The organism is Gilliamella sp. B2828, assembly GCF_026537125.1.
Classification (GTDB): Bacteria; Pseudomonadota; Gammaproteobacteria; order Enterobacterales; family Orbaceae; genus Gilliamella.
The window spans coordinates 39,033-56,425 of sequence record NZ_JAFNMU010000003.1 but is presented as its reverse complement, the minus strand read 5'-3'; the positions used below and the strand labels follow the sequence as shown (position 1 = coordinate 56,425).

Here is a 17,393-nt window from a genome sequence, read left to right as displayed (position 1 = left end):
AGTAATCGAAATTGAGAGGATAAAAAAATAGATTGGAAACGTTGGCTGATATGGATGCTTGGTTTGTTGCCTTTATTATTGCTTGTATTTGCAATATTTAGGTTACGAGGATGTTGGCAAATTGGATATTTCGGTCCATCAGGAGATTGCAAAGAAAATAATATCAATCAACTTTCGTTAACCGATAAAAAACAAGATATAAAAGAGGTGATGGCGAAAGATCCCGTGATTGATAGGCAAATTGATGTAAATAATGGCACAAAAAATAATGCAAAGTATACAGTTGAAACCAACGGTGTACCTATTAGTACTGATGTTTTAGTAGATGCTCTTAATACGGTTGATTCAAATGTAATACCAAATAATATTGAAAATAATGGTGGTATTAATCAAGTTTCAAACACTTTAAGTAATAAAAATGACAAAGTTGGTAACTTGTACTTAGCAAAGCCAGATAAAAAAGTCGATAATTTAACTTTATCTCCAGCTCAAGTAACACAAAGATCAACTAACTTTTTGAATGGACAATGGTCTGTGAGTGGAGGTATTCAAGATAAGGCTACAGGTAAACCATTACAATTGAGCTATGAATTTAAAAATAGGAATGGTCAAGTTACTGTTACTCGTAGCGATGGAGTTAAATGTCTAGGTCAAGTTGATAGTGGTATTCAAAATGCTAACTTGAGTATTGTCGGTAATAACCAAGCTATTTGTAGTGATAATACCAAATATCAATTACCTAAGATTCAGTGTAAATTAGGCAACAATAATCAAGCTGATTGTCAGGGAATTTATGACAACGGGGCTTTGTTCCCCATTACGATGAAAAAACAATAAGGTTGTATATGCTTCCAGAAACACATAACTATGGTCAAGAAGTTACACTTATAATGAATTTTGGAATTCAATTTATTGATTTTTAGTTAAAAATAGATTGAAAAGATAGTCAATGGCGCAATAAAATTAATGGTAGTTTTATCGATCCTTCTGAAAGTGGGGCACTAGTTAGATTAATTGAAGATAGCAATAATGGTAAATTTTTTGAACCGGGTAATCACTTTTTTATAGTTACCCCTACACCAGAGATTAGTGTTGACCAATCACTAAAAATGTATGATGGTATTTGGTTGCCTGTTTCTGTTTTAAGATCAATACCCCTTGAACGCTTTGATATAGGATCTCATAACTGGAGACGTGTAAGAATTGTTAGCATTCCAGAAGGAGACGAACCTGATGACAATACACATCGTGTAACTTTTGCATTTGATACTAAAATCTTTGCAAATATGCAATACGTTGTTTATTTAGCTCCTAATGAGAATGATGTAAAAAAAGGTTCAGTATTTAGTCTGGCACATTGCTCAGATCAGATTTCTTGGTATCTAGAGCTAAAATGGATAACAAGTTGGTTAATTGACTTATTCCAAGAATTAGCTCCTCAGCCAGAACGACTAAAATTACATAAAGAGAATATTGAATTAGAAATAATTAAGAAATCTTATTATGGCCATTATCTGAACATTCTTAATTTGCTTGTAGATTCAATACAACTACCAACAATCAAAATTGTATCAAATTCTCGAAAATTTTTTTGGAGATGGTGGAATGTGTTATTATTAACTCTATTATTATCCGCATTAGGCGCTTCATTGTTCTTTTTTTATCCATTTAGCAAGGATAAATTCTCAGAAACCATACCGAAAATTATTATTATTTCTCCTGTATTGATTAGAAAAAACACTTTAACCAATTATTGAACCTTCTAAAGAAGAACCTAGATTCATAGAAGAATTGAAGTATGAAAAGTTACCAATTGAAGATACAAACTCTGGTATCAGGATAGAAAAGGCACCTAAACCATCGCTAGAAAACAAAAATTTCACGAATTGTATTACTAAAGAAGAGATACAAAATAATCCTAATCCATCAAGAATGATCATTGTGTTTGATAACTCTTTATCCATGATGGCAACGTTAGTTGAACCGCCTCACGAAGTAGAACAGTTTTTAGAATATATAAGTTACGGTTATCCAAATTATATATCAGAATAAGAATAAAAAAACCAGACATTTGTCTGGTTTTTTTATTTATTTTATTGAAAAAACAATTTTAAAAATCTAGATTAGCTGCCTTTAAGGCATTTTCTTCAATAAACAATCGGCGAGGTTCAACCTCATCACCCATTAATGTGGTAAAAAGTTGATCTGCTTCTATAGCATCTTTGATAGTCACTTGTAACATACGGCGACTAGTTGGATCCATGGTGGTTTCCCATAGTTGTTCGGGATTCATTTCTCCGAGACCTTTATAACGTTGAATAGTAAGTCCCCGACGAGATTCGCGGATTAGCCAATTAACCGCTTCTTCAAAGGAATTAACAGGCTGTTTACGCTCTCCCCGTTGAATAAATGCACTCTCTTCAAGAAGATCTTTTAATTGCGATCCTAAATGGCAAATATTTCGATATTCATTACTATGAATAAATACTTGGTCTAATGCATAATTAGTATCAACGCCATGTGTTCTTACTTTTATGATTGGTATATATAATTGCGTTTTTTCATTAAAAGAGGCCGAATAACCATAGCTACTACCGTGTTGTTCTTTACTTGATAATTTTTCTACAATGGTTTTTGCCCAATTTTCAGCTTTTTGTTGGTCTTTTAGTATATTTTCTTCTAATACTTCATGATAAACCATTTCAGAAAGCAGCGCTTTAGGGTAGCGTCGTTCCATTTTAGTAATTAGCTTCTCAACTTTTTGATATTCAGCAATAAGCTTTTCTAATGCTTCGCCAGCTAATGCTGGTGCATGATCATTAACATGTAATGATGCATCTTCAAGAGCTAAGGCGATTTGAAATTGAGTCATCGCATCATCATCTTTAATATATTGTTCTTGCTTGCCTTTTTTTACTTTATATAAAGGTGGCTGAGCTATATAAACATAACCACGTTCAATAATTTCTGGCATTTGACGATAAAAGAACGTTAATAGCAATGTACGAATGTGTGAACCATCGACGTCGGCATCGGTCATGATAATGATACTATGATAACGCATTTTATCAGGATTATATTCGTCACGACCAATTCCGCAACCTAGAGCGGTAATTAATGTTGCTACTTCTTGAGAAGAAAGCATTTTATCAAAACGTGCTTTTTCAACATTTAGAATTTTACCTTTAAGCGGTAAAATGGCTTGATTTTTACGGTTACGACCTTGTTTTGCCGATCCACCTGCAGAATCCCCTTCCACTAAGTAAAGTTCTGAAAGTGCAGGATCTTTTTCTTGGCAATCAGCGAGTTTCCCCGGTAGTCCTCCTAAATCTAAGGCGCCTTTCCGACGGGTCATTTCACGTGCTTTACGTGCAGCTTCACGGGCTCTAGCTGCATCAATGATTTTACCAACAACAATTTTGGCATCCGATGGGTTCTCAAGTAAGTATTCAGCTAATTTTTCACCCATAACAGATTCTACTGCTGATTTAACTTCTGATGAAACCAATTTATCTTTGGTTTGTGATGAAAATTTAGGATCTGGAACTTTTACAGATACTACAGCAATTAAACCTTCACGAGCATCATCTCCCGTGGCACTGATTTTTGCTTTTTTACTGTATCCTTCTGTTTCCATATAATTATTAAGCGTTCGAGTCATGGCGCCTCGAAAACCAGCTAAGTGTGTACCACCATCCCTCTGCGGAATATTATTAGTAAAACAATAGATATTTTCCTGATATCCATCGTTCCACTGTAATGCTATTTCAACACCAATGCCGTCTTTTTCAGTACTAAAATAAAAGATTTTAGGATGAATAGGATTTTTATTTTTGTTTAAGTATTCAACAAATGCTTTAATCCCGCCTTCATAGTGATAATGTTCACTTTTACCGGTACGTTCATCAAGTAGTCTTATCGATACACCTGAATTTAAAAATGATAGTTCTCGTAGACGTTTAGCTAAAATTTCATAGATAAACTCAATATTAGTAAAAGTTTCTGGACTTGGCCAAAAACGAACATACGTACCTGATTCCGTTGTTTCACCAATAACTTTAAGCGGTTCTTGTGGAACCCCAAGTTTATAGATTTGGCGATGAATCTTTCCATCACGGTAAATAATTAATTCTAATTTGTTTGATAAGGCATTAACAACCGAAACACCTACACCATGTAAACCACCAGAAACTTTATAAGAATTATCATCAAATTTACCACCAGCATGCAATACAGTCATGATAACTTCAGCTGCTGAAATTCCTTCTTCTTCATGAATGCCTGTTGGAATACCTCGACCATCATCTCGCACAGAAACAGAGTTATCAGGATGAATAGTGACTTCAATATGATGACAATAACCGGCTAATGCTTCGTCTATGGCATTATCGACTACTTCAAAAACCATATGGTGAAGTCCTGTTCCATCATCAGTATCACCAATATACATCCCTGGACGTTTTCGGACAGCATCAAGCCCTTTGAGTACTTTAATACTAGAAGAATCGTAAGAATTAGACATGAATTTCTCGACTTATTTGATTGTTTATATCGTTCTGTATATCTAAGAAATTATACCAGATTTTATGTGAAAAATCTTATCATTTTCATTGATCATATGGGTAATCTGATCTTGGCTAACTGCAGTAATAAATACTTGTGAATTAGCTAATTTTAAACGTTTTGCCAATAATTCTCGTTTGGTATTGTCCAATTCTGAAGCGAAATCATCTATCAAGTAAACGCAAGGTTGTGAGTTTTGTTTTGAATAGTACTCACCTTGAGAAAGACGTAAAGCGCACATTAATAATTTTAACTGACCTCGAGACAACATATCTTCAACGGGAATATTATCAATACGTAATCGAATATCAGCTTTATGAGGTCCAACCGATGTATAATTAATGAATTTGTCTCTTTCATATTGTTTATTTAATATTTCTGAATATTCAATACCGTGTTCCCAGCCTTGATAATATTGACAATTAATTTGATATTCAGGTAAAAAATCCTGACAAGTATGAATAATCTCTGGAAAAATATGTTGTGAATAATTTGCTCTAATCTGACTTATTTTCTCAGCTATTGGGGTTAGTTCTTTATCCCAAGGTAGTAATTGATTATAGCTATTACATTGTTTAAGTAAAGCATTACGTTGTTTTAACAAACGCTTCAAATTGTTCCAAAGATAAATAAATTCGGGATAATGATGAAAGCATCCCCAATCAATAAATGAACGCCGATATTTTGGGCCTCCAGTTAATAAATCAAAACCTTCAGGTGTAATTAACTGAATTGGCAATAGTTTAGCCAAATCTGTTAACCGGAAACCTTCATCACCATCAATTTTTATTTTATTATCATTATTACGATTTTTTGCTAGACCAATTGTTCGAATTTGCTGATTGATTGATTTAATTTGGCTGAATAAAACTAATTCTGGTTGTTCGTGTTGTATAATTCGATTGGATTGAATATGTCTAAATGCACGTCCATGTCCAAGCATATAAATGGCTTCAAGTAGACTGGTTTTACCACTACCGTTATCACCTATGATATAGTTGAAATGATGAGATAATGATAACTCAGCATTATCAATATTACGAAAATGATGAATTTTGATTTGTGAAATTGTCATATTAATGAATAAAGCTTCTGATCATCGTCAGAAGCTAAATGAGATTTGATTATAAACGCATTGGCATAACAACATAAGTGGCTGATTGGTCATTAATGTCTTCAATCTGAACACTTGATGTTGCATCAGTTAATAAAAGCTGTACGCTATCACATTTTAATGTATTTAATATATCTAATAAATACGTTACGTTAAAGCCAATTTCAAGTTCTGCTGATTCATATTTTACATCAATTAACTCTTCGGCTTCTTCTTGTTCTGGATTATTTGCTGTGATTTTTATTTGATTATTATGTACATACAATCTTATTCCGCGGAATTTTTCATTAGATAAAATTGCTACGCGAGATAAAGCATTCCTTAATTCATCACAAGATACTTCTAGAGGTTTATCTGGATTTCGAGGTAGTACTCGTTTGTAGTCTGGAAATCTTCCATCAATTAATTTTGAAGTAAAAGTAAAATCACCAAGATTAACACGTAAATTATTATTACCAATTTGTATGTTAATCGGTTCCTCATTATCACCAACAAGTTTCGCAAGTTCAATGACGCCTTTTCTTGGAAGAATAACTGAGCAAGCAGTAGAAATATTTTGCCCAACAGGCTGAGCACAAAATGCTAAGCGGTGACCATCAGTCGCAACCGATTTTAATAAACCATCTTCAATTTCAAATAGCATACCATTTAAATAATACCTTACATCTTGATTAGCCATTGAGAATTGAACTGCATCAATAAGTCGTTTTATGGTTTTTTGTGGAACGGAAAGATCAATATCACTTTGCCAATTTTCAAGATTAGGGAAATCGCTAGCAGGTAGTGTTGTTAATGAAAATTTACTTCGACCTGATTGAATAATTAATCGGTTATCGTCAACAGTTATTGAAATTTGAGCATTGCTGGGTAAATTACGACAGATATCGAGAAATTTTTTCGCGGGAACTGTTGTTGCACCCGGTTCGCTTGCTTCAATCAAAGGTAAATGAGAAATCATTTCAATTTCAAGATCTGTACTTGTCATTGATAAAACATTATCACTCACTTGTAATAATAAATTACCTAAAATTGGTAGTGTTGGGCGACTACTTAGTGGTGCGCTAACAAGTTGCAATGGTTTGATAAGTTTTTCGCGATCGATAATAAATTTCATAATGTTGATTCTTTTTTAGGTTGATAATGTTCGTATTAAATTGGAATAATCTTCTTTAATATCGTTGTTTTCTTCTTTTAATTCTGCGATTTTACGACATGCATGTAATACTGTTGTATGATCTCTTCCTCCAAATCCATCACCAATTTCAGGAAGACTTTTGTTTGTTAATTCTTTCGCTAATGCCATTGCAACTTGACGTGGTCTTGCAACAGATCGTGAACGACGTTTTGATAACAAATCAGATACTTTGATTTTATAATACTCAGCAACTGTCTTTTGTATATTTTCAATAGTAACAAGTTTCTCTTGCAAGGCGAGTAAATCTTTTAGAGCATCTTTTACAAAATCAATAGTAATTGATTTGCCAGTAAAATTAGCGTTAGCAATAACGCGATTAAGCGCCCCTTCTAATTCACGCACATTGGAACGTAAACGTTTAGCAATAAAAAAAGCAACCTCTTCAAGCAGTTTAATATTATTTTCTTCTGCTTTCTTCATTAAAATTGCCACACGGGTTTCAAGTTCCGGTGGCTCTATTGCTATTGTTAATCCCCAGCCAAAACGTGATTTTAAACGATCCTCTACGCCATTTATCTCTTTTGGATAGCGATCTGAAGTTAATATAATTTGTTGGTTACCCTCTAGTAATGAATTAAAAGTATGAAAGAATTCTTCTTGAGAACGTTCTTTATTCGCAAAAAATTGTATATCATCAATAAGTAATGCATCAACAGAACGATAATAGTTTTTAAACTCTTCAATTGCATTATTTTGTAAGGCTTTTACCATATCTTGCACAAAACGTTCTGAATGCATATAAACAACTTTTGCATTATCTTTTTCATCAATTATTTGATTACCAACAGCATGCAATAAATGAGTTTTGCCTAATCCAGTTGAACCGTATAAAAACAATGGGTTATAAGCCTTGCCTGGATTCTGGGCAACTTGTTTAGCAGCAGCAACAGCAAGTTGATTAGATTTGCCTTCAACAAAGCTATTAAATGTGTGCTTATGATTAATACCTGAGTGATAAGCGTGATTGCTATTAGTTTCTTTAGTCATTTTCCAAGCAGGAACAAGTTCTGCTTTTGGTTGTTCATTTTTGATTTTTTTATCCATCGAAAGTGTTGAACCAACTTCGAGATGCAATTTCAAAGAATCATTATTAAAATGCTTATTTAGTAATTGAGATATTGTTGTTAAATATTTATTTCTGACCCAATCTAACACAAATCTGTTAGGGGCATAAATATAGAGTTTGTTATCAACCATTTCCGCTTGCAATGGTCGAATCCATAAATTAAATTCAGTTGTTGGAAGTTCTTCTTGTAATTGAGAAAGACAATCTTGCCAAATAGCGGTAGGCACAGCAACTCCTTTAATTTTAATTACTAACAATGCTTCTGTAATTATAATCTTTTTTGTGGGTAATTTATAGATAGGGGTGACTATATAATTTGATGAATAAAAATTATATAGATAAAAAAACCCAGTTTAACTGGGTTTTTCAAGTAGAAGTAATAATTAATTTGTTGTATCAATAACTTTAACTTCTTGAATATTACGTGCTTTAACTTCAATTTCAACACGACGATCTGGTGCTAAACATGCTTTTAAGTTAGCGCCACGAAGTGCATTACATTTAGTACCTGTAACTGGTTGTGTTTTACCCACACCACGTGCACTGATTAGATCAGCTGGAACACCTTTTTCTACTAGGTATTTCATTACTGAATGTGCGCGTTGCTCAGAAAGTTTTTGATTATAGGTATCTGAACCAATACGGTCAGTATGACCAATTACAACGATAGCGCTTTGAGTTGGGTTAATTTTAACAAGTGATGTTAATAAGTTGTCTAATGCTTGACGACCTTCAGCTTTTAAGTCAGATTTCGCATAGGCAAATAATACATCTTCATTTAATACATAACGATTTTCTTGTGTTTTAACTTCAACTTCGGGTGCTGCTACAACAGGTGAACCTAAACGGTAAGTAATACCTAAAGTTAATAAACCGGCGTCTGGTGATGCATTAGTTTTAGTGTGGATATGTTGAACATATTGATATTCTAAACGAGTAGAGAAGTCTTCATCAAAGCGATAGTCAAGACCTAATGCATAAACAGGAGATAAGTCAGTTTTAGTTCCGCCGTGTCCATTTACATCTTTAACTAAGCCGCTATTTTTCCACTTAGCAATAGTTACCATTCCACCTGCACGAGCATAAATATCAAGGTCATCAGAAATGAATGATATTGGATAACTTAATTTACCAGTTAAAGAAACACCTTGTGCTGAAACTTTACTGTGACCTAGATCACTGTGAGTGCCTTGATAATTGTAAGTCTTTTTATATTTAGCAGAACCCAACCAGTCATATCCTAATTCAAATGCAAGATAAGGATTTGCTTGGAAACCAAGAAAAGCACCGCCGCCGATATTGCTACGATCAGAAGTGCTAACACCAACGTTAGAGTTTTCACGAATTTTATTTGCATCTAATCTGTAGAGTTCTGACCAACCTAATTTAGCACCTGTATAAAAAGTGTTATCTTCATATGCTGCATTAGCTGCAGTAGCTGTTAAGCTTGCAACTGCAATTGCTAGAGCTAGAGTTGTTTTTTTCATTTTTTTGCCTCAACTTTAATGTTGTTATAGACGATGTTTAGTTTCCTTTTGTTTAAATTTCACTTTAAATAAAAGAACAATTACTTATTGTTGTATTAATTATGCTATACATAATCCTAGTTGATTATAGCATATCTTGTATACAAATCTATATCTAATGATATCGCCTTTAAAAAATTTAAACAATGTTATCAAAATATTTTGTTAATCACTGTAGTAAAATCATTTACCGTATTGGATAACACTTTTGACATAATAAAAAAGTCAGCTTCAAGTCGTTTATCAAATTCATCTGAGCTTATATCTTCATTTTCATCTAGTATTATAGAATCAAATTTTATTCGTTTAAATGTTAGGTCAGAATTGACGATAAAGTTAACACCTCTCTCATCGACAATTTTCATTTTTGTAATCCATTTACCCGAATCAAAATGAACGCGCATTTCATCGCTTGTGATTTCTTGATTTTTACAGCTGATAATTCCATTACCTTCGAGCGGATCTTTTAGTTCAGCTTGATCACCTAATATAAAGGGTGAAAAATTAAGCTTTTCTTTAACCCATGAGGTCATAATCTGTTCAAGTGGTTTGTCAATTGATAGTGGAGTTAATGCTAATGAACCAAGTTCTTTGCGTAAAATCGCGAGAATATCTTCAGCTTGTTTAAAACTACTACAATCAACAATAATACGTTTATTTTCAGTATCAATCCAAAGCCAATAATGGTTATATTTACTAAAAGCCCTTGGCATTAAGTCAATTAAAACTTCATCTTTTAAGCTAGCCTTCTCGTTTTTTGTAAGTCTTCTACTTAGAGCTTGTTCTTGTTTATCAATTTTTTCTAATAAAGTTTGTTTAATGACTGGCGCTGGTAATATTTTGGTTTCTTTTTTTATACGTAATAATAAATGACCTTGCATATCGACAATAAAATCATTTTGGTTATTGTCATGATAGGGTGAAACCCAGCCCATTTTTGTTGTATCTAAGTTGCCACATGGGGTAAACATTTGAGATTTAATTGCTTTTTCAATAGCATCTTTATTGAGTAACGTGTCATTATTTAATTGATAAATAATGGCATTTTTAAACCAAAGCATGGATTTATCGTTCCTAAAATGTGTTTATGGTTATTATTTTAGCATGTTTAGTTTTTATTAACTGCCTGTAAATTGTAAAACAGTCATAGTTTTATTATTGTGCTTAGATTCAGCATGTTTCTAAGGTTAGAATTTATAAGATATGCCCATATAAACTGATGTTACTGTACTATTATCAACCATTGGACTGTCCGCAGCATCACCAGTTAATTTATCAATATGTACACTACCAAATGTAGCAATGTTGTCAGTTAATAAATATTGTGCTCCTATTTCAGCGTAAGGCGTAAATGAGCTGTCAACATTAAAGTAATGTAATTTTGAACGCGATGATTCTTTATGAGAAATACCATAGTAATAATCGTTATGTTTGCTGTTTGCCCAATTTACACCTATAGTTGGAACAATTATTAAGTTACCTTGCATATAAGGAATACTATAATCAGCATTGGCTAATAAACTATTACTTTCATCTAGTATATCAGCTCCTATACTACTAGAAAAACTTCCAAAATTAGTATCTATAGAGTATTCAATTTCAGCCAATAGGGTTGAGTGACGGTTATCAAGAAGTTTTAATTGATGATTATTGGAGTCATTTGGTTTGAATTCGTTAGATAAGTAACGTGCTCCAATGGATAAACTTTGATTATTTGTATTATAAGCATAAATGCCAGCTGATAAATCATCGATAAAAAATAGACCATTGTCATAATCAATATGAGGAACTGGATAAAACTTTGAACTGTAACTTTTATACGGAGAATTCCCCCAACCAATACCTAATCCAATAGATGTTGGATTGGCAGATACAGTTGGTATAGTTGATAAAGTAATTATTGATAAAATAGGAATTGAACAAAATGTTTTTTTCATCTTTTTTATATCCATTTAAGTAATAACGCTATCATCTAATCGAATATTATTCATCTGGAGTCTTGGTCACACAATCAATACATTAATTGTACATTGTAACAAATGAATTTCCTTAATAATAATGCCACATTTTGTCATATTTGAATATGGATTAGTGAGATAAATTATGAGTAAACCAACTTTAGAAATGATTAATAGTCGGCCCGACGATGCAACGTTATTGGCTGATGAAGCAAAATATTGTTCATTTGGTGATACCGTGCATTATGTTGAACCACCAAAGATTTTTGATGGCTGTGAAGGTAGTTACATGTATGATAAAGAAGGTAAAGCCTTCCTTGATTTACAAATGTGGTACTCTGCTTGTAACTTTGGTTATGCTAATGAACGTTTAAATAACGTACTTAAAAAGCAAATTGATACTTTACCACAATGCGCTAGCCAGTATTTACATCCTACTAAAATCGAATTAGCCAAAACAATTGCTCAAGGTATGGAGCAGCGATTCGGTTACCAAGGGCGAGTTCATTTTAATGTTGGTGGTTCACAATGTATTGAAGATTCATTAAAAGTCGTTCGTAATGCTACTGGTGGTAAATCTCTGATGTTTGCATTTCAAGGTGGTTACCATGGCCGTACTTTGGGTGCATCTTCAATTACCTCAAGCTACCGTTACCGTCGTCGTTATGGTCACTTTGGTGATCGTGCAATGTTTGTACCATTCCCATATCCGTTTCGTCGTCCAAAAGGAATGACAGCAGAAGAATATGGTGAACATTTAGTTGCTGAGTTTGCTCGTTTATTTGAAACTGAATATCACGGTGTATGGGATCCAAAAGTAGGACAGGCTGAATATGCTGCATTTTATGCCGAACCGTTACAAGCAACGGGTGGTTATATTGTTCCTCCACGTAATTACTTTAAAGGTCTGAAAAAAGTTTTAGATCAATATGGTATTTTATTAGTTGTTGATGAAATTCAAATGGGCTTTTATCGTACTGGTAAATTATGGTCAATTGAGCATTTTGATGTTAAACCTGATGTGGTGGTATTTGCGAAAGCATTAACTAATGGTTTAAATCCATTAGGTGGCTTATGGGCTCGTGAAGAGTTAATCAATCCGGAAGTATTCCCAGTTGGCTCAACTCACTCTACGTTTGCTTCAAATCCTTTAGGTACTGCAGTTGGTTTAGAAGTATTAAAAATGACTTCTGAAACAGATTACGAAAAAATGGTAATGGATAGCGGAGCATACTTCCTTGAAGGATTAAAAACACTAGAGAAGAAACATAAAGAGATAGGCGAAGTTGATGGTCTAGGTCTTGCACTTCGCGCTGAAATTTGTACCGAAGATGGATTTACCGCTAACAAAGCCTTAGTTGATAAAATGGTAGATATTGGTATGTCAGGTGATCTTGATTGGAAAGGTAACAAAATGGGCTTGGTGCTCGATATTGGTGGTTACTATAAAAATGTTATCACCTTTGCTCCATCATTACATATTTCTCGTCAAGAAATCGATCAAGGTATCGAATTGCTCGATCAATTAATCACACGAGCAAAAAAAGAACTTTAATCCTTTAATTCTATTCTTCCTGCCAACTTTTGTTGGCAGGTTGCGTTTTATAGCCAACCATTTATTAAATTTATGAAATACATCAATCAGTTAGAAAAAAATGAATTAATAAACAGCTTTTTAACTTATCCGCCACAGGATTTTTCAGCTTGGTTAAGTGATGATGATGTGCCTGTTTTTTCTGCCAAGTTTGATTTACTTACAACTGCAAATGATGATTTTAAATATAAAATTCAAAAATTTCCTTTTTATAAAAAATGGAAACATTGGTTACAGCCAAGAACCTGTTTTGTTGGGACAACTGTTTCGGAATATACGTTATTAACAGATAAGGTTGATGCTAATCAATTAGCTAAACATCTTAAAACAACTTATGCCAAACAATATCCTTTTATGATTGTTAAAGATCTTCCTTTAGCATCCCCGTTATTAAGTGAATACGATAACCACTATTCAGAGCAGCTTATTGAAGCGTTAAAAGAACAAGGCTATATCGAAGTTGAAGGACAAGCATTAGCTTGGTTACCTATTGATTTTATTGATATAAACGAATTTTTCTCGCGTTTTTCGTATAGTCGACGAAAAAATTTTAGAAGAAAACTAAAATCACGCGATAAATTAGACATTAATATTTTGCATAGTGGGGATGAATGCTTTTTTAATCAAGATGTTCAAGACGAATATTATCAACTTTATCTTAATGTTTATCAGCAAAGCGAAATACATTTTGATTTATTAACTAAACCATTTTTTATTCAATTATTGCAAAGTAAAGCAGCCAAAGCCCATATTTTTACTTATCACAATAATGGAGTATTTATTGGTTTTAATATCTGTTTTGAAGTAAATAATATGCTGATTGATAAATATATCGGCATGGTTTATCCAAAAGCAAGAGAACTAAATCTTTACTTCGTAAGCTGGTTTGTAAATCTTGAATATGCGTTGCAACAAGGATTTAATTATTATATTGCAGGTTGGACAGATCCTGAAGTAAAAGCATCATTGGGTGCTAAATTCACATTTACTAAACATTTAGTATATATTCGTAATCCATTATTACGTGTAATATTACGTAAATTGATTGGTCACTTTGAAAGTGACAAGGAGAAAGTAGCATGACCTGTCCTATTATACTCAATTTCGATAAAAGTGTAGGTAAGATAAACAATGCTAAAACCATCGATGTGACTGAGTGGCAGGATGCCATTCGCTTTGGCTGTACTGAGAAAAAATTCTTTCACTTTAAAAAAGTGTTGCAACAATCCCTACCTGATAAATATGGAACGGTGTTAATGGGAAGTGGAGATTTTCATCATGTTTCGTTATTATTGATTGAACGTTTAGCTAAAGAATATTCAGCTAGCAATCCCATTCAAGTTGTCGTTTTTGATAATCATCCTGACAATATGCGTTATTTATTTGGAATACATTGCGGATCATGGATTAGTTACGTGGCAAGTTTACCTTTTGTTAGCCGCGTACATGTTTTAGGTATTTCATCTCAAGACATTGGTCTTTCTCATTTTTGGGAAAACAGATGGTCACCGCTATTCCATAAAAAACTGACTTATTGGAGTTTAGATGTCAATGTTACTTGGGCAAAAAAAATTGGCTTAAGTCATGCTTTTCGCCATTTTGCTACCCCTGATGATCTTATTGCTAGCTTTCTTTCAGAACAATATCATAGCGCACAACCTGTTTATTTATCGATTGATAAAGATGCATTAAGTGAAGAAGTTGTACATACCAATTGGGATCAGGGTAAATTACAAACATATCATATCCTTGATACTATCACCTCAATCAAACCAAGGCTTGTTGGTAGTGATATTACAGGGGAACTTTCTATATGGAAACCGACAAATTGGTTTAAACGTTTTCTTAGTTCACTAGATAAGCAACCCAGCATATCATCTGATGATCTTATCAATTGGCAGAAAGAGCAACATCAGCTTAATCTAACGTTATTGAAAGCTATTTCAGGATAAACTATTGTCAAAAAGTTTGAGGAAATGTAGGTGTTTGAGTATAAAACTTAGACCTACTTTTCCAAAGATCTGAAAAAAATTTAAGGATGATGTTTAGAAGAATTCTGTTTAGATAATTTGCCTTCTGCTAATGCTAAAAACAAAATTCCTGAAACAATTAGAATTGTACCGATTAATTTAAATAACGTAATAGGTTCCTGAAATAACCAGATTGATGCAATCATTACCGTTACTACTTCAAAGTGAGATGCGGCAAATGCTGGACCGACTGGTGCTTTTTTTAATAACGTCATCCAGGTGAAAAAAGTAAGAATATATCCTGTTATTGATATATAAATCCATGGGTTAGTAAAAACCCGCACTAACCAATCCATACTCATTTCTAGAGGTTGGGCATGGATAGCGGTTAATTTAAAACTACATTGTGCAATAGTATCAAAAAAAAGTAATACTGAAAAACCGATAAGATAGAATCTAGCCATATTTAAGACATTCCTACAAAAATGACGCCAGTAGTAATTAATAGCATGCCAATTAAACGATAAAAGGTAAGCAGCTCTTTGAAAATAATACGTCCAACAATCATAATAGTAATAATATTAAATGAGGCTAGCAATACACCTTGTGAAAGGGGAACTAAAGTTAAAAATGCCAACCATAATAAAAATTCTGCAACATAAGAGATAATGCCAATCCAAATCCAATGATTTTTTGCCAAATCTAGCCAATAATACCAACCATCACGATTATTTGGTGAGATGGCAGCAAATTTAAAAGCGACTTGTCCTAAAGTATCAAAACAGATGTTACTAACCCAAAGTATCATTACTAATGGTGACATTATGACTCTATTCCTTTTGCTATATTATTGAAGAATGTAATGCACTCTTTAATCACTTCCCGACGTTGACTATCAATTGTTATTAAATGATAACTGTCATTTAAGATCACTAGTTTTTTGGAGCCAGAAACGTTTTTTTCAACTAGTTTTGCATTGGTTTCAATATTGGCGATATCATCATTACCTGAGTGCATAATTAAACATGGTGAAACAACATTAGGCAGTTGAGCGCGTACATCCTTGGCAAGTAATTGCATTTCGGCAAGTGCTGGGAAGGGATTTCCTGCAAGTCCTGCTGAAGCTGCATCACCACTTAACATGCTTTCAGATACGACGGCTCGAATCCGTTCATCTTTAAGTCCATATGGTGGTTTTTCAATAAAAGACACTTTTTGGAAAATTCTTAATTTTTTAAAATAAACCAACAAAAAGAAGAATTTTTTTGCCCAAAAAGGCATACTCCAGCCATCGTAATAAAAAGTTGGTGCTAAAACGCCAACACCCTTAATTTGTTCTGGTCTATCAGCGGCTAGTTTCAGTGCTAAAAGTGCACCCATTGATAATCCAGCAACATAAACATTATCAACATGTTGAGCTAAGTAATCAGCCCCTTCTTGTACACTTTGGTACCAATCTTGCCATGATGTTTTACAAAGATCAGCTTCGGTACCACAATGACCGGCTAGTTGAATAGCATAAACTGTAAATCCAGCTTTATGTAAACCATTAGCTAAAATTCGCATTTCATTCGGCGTACCAGTTAAGCCATGAATTAGAAGTACACCATTTTTATTACCAGGTAAAAAATAAGATAAATCTTGCATTGTACTCATTATTATGCCTTTACTATTTTACTATCATGATGGGAATTAAAGAATGTTGTGCTTGTTCTAATGCTTTGGTTACATCAGCAAAACTATTGATAGCACAGTGCGCAATCTTATTTTTTTTACAGTAATTCACTAGTTTGTCTTTGGCAAAAACATAATCAACATTATGTGATACACAGTAGTCTGAGGTACCATCTCCTACAAAAAGTATTTGGGGGAAATATTGTTGCTTTTTAACATGATTACATTTGCAATTACCACTTTGTTTAATACAATCCTTATTGGCATAAGGAAATTCAAGTCGCCAACTACGGTTATTATCATGAAGCAACTTATTGGCAAAAATAGGCAAATGTTCAATTCCATGACGTTTTAATACAAACTGTATTGCGTAATCTAACCCATCACTCACAACATGAACAGGAATATTCTTTTGTTCGGTATAATTAATAAACGATTTAAACATTGGATCGATTTCAATCTTGGAGAGAACTTGATTGAGTTCCTCTAAACTGGCATCCATTAGAGCAATTTGTTTACTCATGCATTCTTGAGAGCCAATTTTGCCATTAACCCACATTTCTTCAAGCTCATCACAACCATCTTGCCCGAAATAACTCAGTAAAGTATCGGTTACATCATTAACACTGATGGTTCCATCAAAATCACATAAGACAATAGGAGTCTGATGCTGAGTATAAGATGGATAAAAAAGATGGTCAGCCATCGATGAAAAAGTATTCATTTTAAAATC

Annotated in this window: 15 protein-coding genes and 1 pseudogene; 5 read left to right on the top strand and 11 right to left on the bottom strand. The window is 33.3% G+C overall.

Going from position 1 to position 17,393, the window contains the following annotated elements:
* Positions 1–27 precede the first annotated feature (27 nt).
* Positions 28–837, top strand: coding sequence for an SrfA family protein (locus J3U19_RS03690; protein ID WP_324123790.1), 810 nt, complete (start codon positions 28–30; stop codon positions 835–837).
* Positions 838–959: 122 nt separating this feature from the next.
* A pseudogene (locus J3U19_RS03685) lies at positions 960–1,757 on the top strand (virulence factor SrfB); the annotation flags it as partial.
* Between the two features lie 353 nt (positions 1,758–2,110).
* Here J3U19_RS03685 and gyrB read toward each other — a convergent pair.
* The 7 genes from gyrB to J3U19_RS03650 form a co-directional block, all read right to left on the bottom strand.
* Positions 2,111–4,522, bottom strand: a complete 2,412-nt coding sequence (gyrB, locus tag J3U19_RS03680; RefSeq protein ID WP_267340354.1) for a DNA topoisomerase (ATP-hydrolyzing) subunit B — start codon at positions 4,520–4,522, stop codon at positions 2,111–2,113.
* A 42-nt stretch (positions 4,523–4,564) separates the two neighbouring features.
* Entirely contained in the window at positions 4,565–5,638 is a 1,074-nt protein-coding gene (recF, locus tag J3U19_RS03675; protein WP_267340355.1) for a DNA replication/repair protein RecF, read from the bottom strand.
* A gap of 49 nt (positions 5,639–5,687) precedes the next feature.
* Positions 5,688–6,791: a DNA polymerase III subunit beta gene (gene dnaN / locus J3U19_RS03670; RefSeq protein ID WP_267340356.1), complete on the bottom strand. Its 1,104-nt coding sequence runs from the start codon at positions 6,789–6,791 to the stop codon at positions 5,688–5,690.
* Positions 6,792–6,806: 15 nt separating this feature from the next.
* Positions 6,807–8,165: a chromosomal replication initiator protein DnaA gene (dnaA, locus tag J3U19_RS03665; RefSeq protein WP_267340358.1), complete on the bottom strand. Its 1,359-nt coding sequence runs from the start codon at positions 8,163–8,165 to the stop codon at positions 6,807–6,809.
* A 156-nt stretch (positions 8,166–8,321) separates the two neighbouring features.
* The gene (gene ompA, locus J3U19_RS03660) at positions 8,322–9,425 is read right to left on the bottom strand and encodes a porin OmpA (protein ID WP_267340359.1); all 1,104 of its coding nucleotides are present in this window, start codon (positions 9,423–9,425) and stop codon (positions 8,322–8,324) included.
* A 191-nt stretch (positions 9,426–9,616) separates the two neighbouring features.
* Positions 9,617–10,525, bottom strand: a complete 909-nt coding sequence (locus tag J3U19_RS03655) for a recombination-associated protein RdgC (RefSeq protein WP_267340360.1) — start codon at positions 10,523–10,525, stop codon at positions 9,617–9,619.
* A 126-nt stretch (positions 10,526–10,651) separates the two neighbouring features.
* Positions 10,652–11,401, bottom strand: a complete 750-nt coding sequence (locus tag J3U19_RS03650; RefSeq protein WP_267340361.1) for a MipA/OmpV family protein — start codon at positions 11,399–11,401, stop codon at positions 10,652–10,654.
* Positions 11,402–11,567: 166 nt separating this feature from the next.
* Between J3U19_RS03650 and J3U19_RS03645 the strand changes: the two genes are divergently transcribed.
* From J3U19_RS03645 to J3U19_RS03635, 3 genes are all read left to right on the top strand, one after another.
* Complete coding sequence (locus J3U19_RS03645; protein ID WP_267340362.1) at positions 11,568–12,977, top strand: aspartate aminotransferase family protein; 1,410 nt, start codon at positions 11,568–11,570, stop codon at positions 12,975–12,977.
* Between the two features lie 72 nt (positions 12,978–13,049).
* Positions 13,050–14,099, top strand: coding sequence for a peptidogalycan biosysnthesis protein (locus tag J3U19_RS03640; protein ID WP_267345460.1), 1,050 nt, complete (start codon positions 13,050–13,052; stop codon positions 14,097–14,099).
* On the top strand, positions 14,096–14,968 hold the full coding sequence (locus tag J3U19_RS03635; RefSeq protein WP_267345459.1) for an arginase family protein: 873 nt from the start codon (positions 14,096–14,098) through the stop codon (positions 14,966–14,968). Before J3U19_RS03640 ends, J3U19_RS03635 begins: the two co-directional genes overlap by 4 nt.
* Positions 14,969–15,048: 80 nt before the next feature.
* On the opposite strand, the gene J3U19_RS03630 is transcribed toward J3U19_RS03635, so the two are convergent.
* Genes J3U19_RS03630 through J3U19_RS03615 form a run of 4 tightly spaced genes read right to left on the bottom strand, consistent with a single transcriptional unit; the run spans position 15,049 to position 17,384 of the window.
* Positions 15,049–15,450 carry a DMT family transporter gene (locus J3U19_RS03630; RefSeq protein WP_267340367.1) on the bottom strand — a complete coding sequence of 134 codons (402 nt, stop codon included), beginning with the start codon at positions 15,448–15,450 and terminating at the stop codon, positions 15,049–15,051.
* A gap of 2 nt (positions 15,451–15,452) precedes the next feature.
* On the bottom strand, positions 15,453–15,809 hold the full coding sequence (locus tag J3U19_RS03625; RefSeq protein WP_267340369.1) for an EamA family transporter: 357 nt from the start codon (positions 15,807–15,809) through the stop codon (positions 15,453–15,455).
* On the bottom strand, positions 15,809–16,642 hold the full coding sequence (locus J3U19_RS03620; protein WP_267340371.1) for an alpha/beta hydrolase: 834 nt from the start codon (positions 16,640–16,642) through the stop codon (positions 15,809–15,811). Before J3U19_RS03620 ends, J3U19_RS03625 begins: the two co-directional genes overlap by 1 nt.
* Positions 16,643–16,655: 13 nt before the next feature.
* Positions 16,656–17,384: an MtnX-like HAD-IB family phosphatase gene (locus J3U19_RS03615; protein ID WP_267340373.1), complete on the bottom strand. Its 729-nt coding sequence runs from the start codon at positions 17,382–17,384 to the stop codon at positions 16,656–16,658.
* Positions 17,385–17,393 lie beyond the last annotated feature (9 nt).

What these genes read in the sequence shown, in the direction of transcription:
- J3U19_RS03640 (WP_267345460.1), top strand. Translation starts at nt 13,050, where the DNA reads ATGAAATACATCAATCAGTTAGAAAAAAATGAATTAATAAACAGCTTT.
- J3U19_RS03620 (WP_267340371.1), bottom strand. Translation starts at nt 16,642, where the DNA reads ATGAGTACAATGCAAGATTTATCTTATTTTTTACCTGGTAATAAAAAT.
- recF (WP_267340355.1), bottom strand. Translation starts at nt 5,638, where the DNA reads ATGACAATTTCACAAATCAAAATTCATCATTTTCGTAATATTGATAAT.
- dnaN (WP_267340356.1), bottom strand. Translation starts at nt 6,791, where the DNA reads ATGAAATTTATTATCGATCGCGAAAAACTTATCAAACCATTGCAACTT.
- gyrB (WP_267340354.1), bottom strand. Translation starts at nt 4,522, where the DNA reads ATGTCTAATTCTTACGATTCTTCTAGTATTAAAGTACTCAAAGGGCTT.
- J3U19_RS03635 (WP_267345459.1), top strand. Translation starts at nt 14,096, where the DNA reads ATGACCTGTCCTATTATACTCAATTTCGATAAAAGTGTAGGTAAGATA.
- J3U19_RS03615 (WP_267340373.1), bottom strand. Translation starts at nt 17,384, where the DNA reads ATGAATACTTTTTCATCGATGGCTGACCATCTTTTTTATCCATCTTAT.
- J3U19_RS03650 (WP_267340361.1), bottom strand. Translation starts at nt 11,401, where the DNA reads ATGAAAAAAACATTTTGTTCAATTCCTATTTTATCAATAATTACTTTA.
- ompA (WP_267340359.1), bottom strand. Translation starts at nt 9,425, where the DNA reads ATGAAAAAAACAACTCTAGCTCTAGCAATTGCAGTTGCAAGCTTAACA.
- J3U19_RS03645 (WP_267340362.1), top strand. Translation starts at nt 11,568, where the DNA reads ATGAGTAAACCAACTTTAGAAATGATTAATAGTCGGCCCGACGATGCA.
- J3U19_RS03655 (WP_267340360.1), bottom strand. Translation starts at nt 10,525, where the DNA reads ATGCTTTGGTTTAAAAATGCCATTATTTATCAATTAAATAATGACACG.
- J3U19_RS03625 (WP_267340369.1), bottom strand. Translation starts at nt 15,809, where the DNA reads ATGTCACCATTAGTAATGATACTTTGGGTTAGTAACATCTGTTTTGAT.
- J3U19_RS03630 (WP_267340367.1), bottom strand. Translation starts at nt 15,450, where the DNA reads ATGGCTAGATTCTATCTTATCGGTTTTTCAGTATTACTTTTTTTTGAT.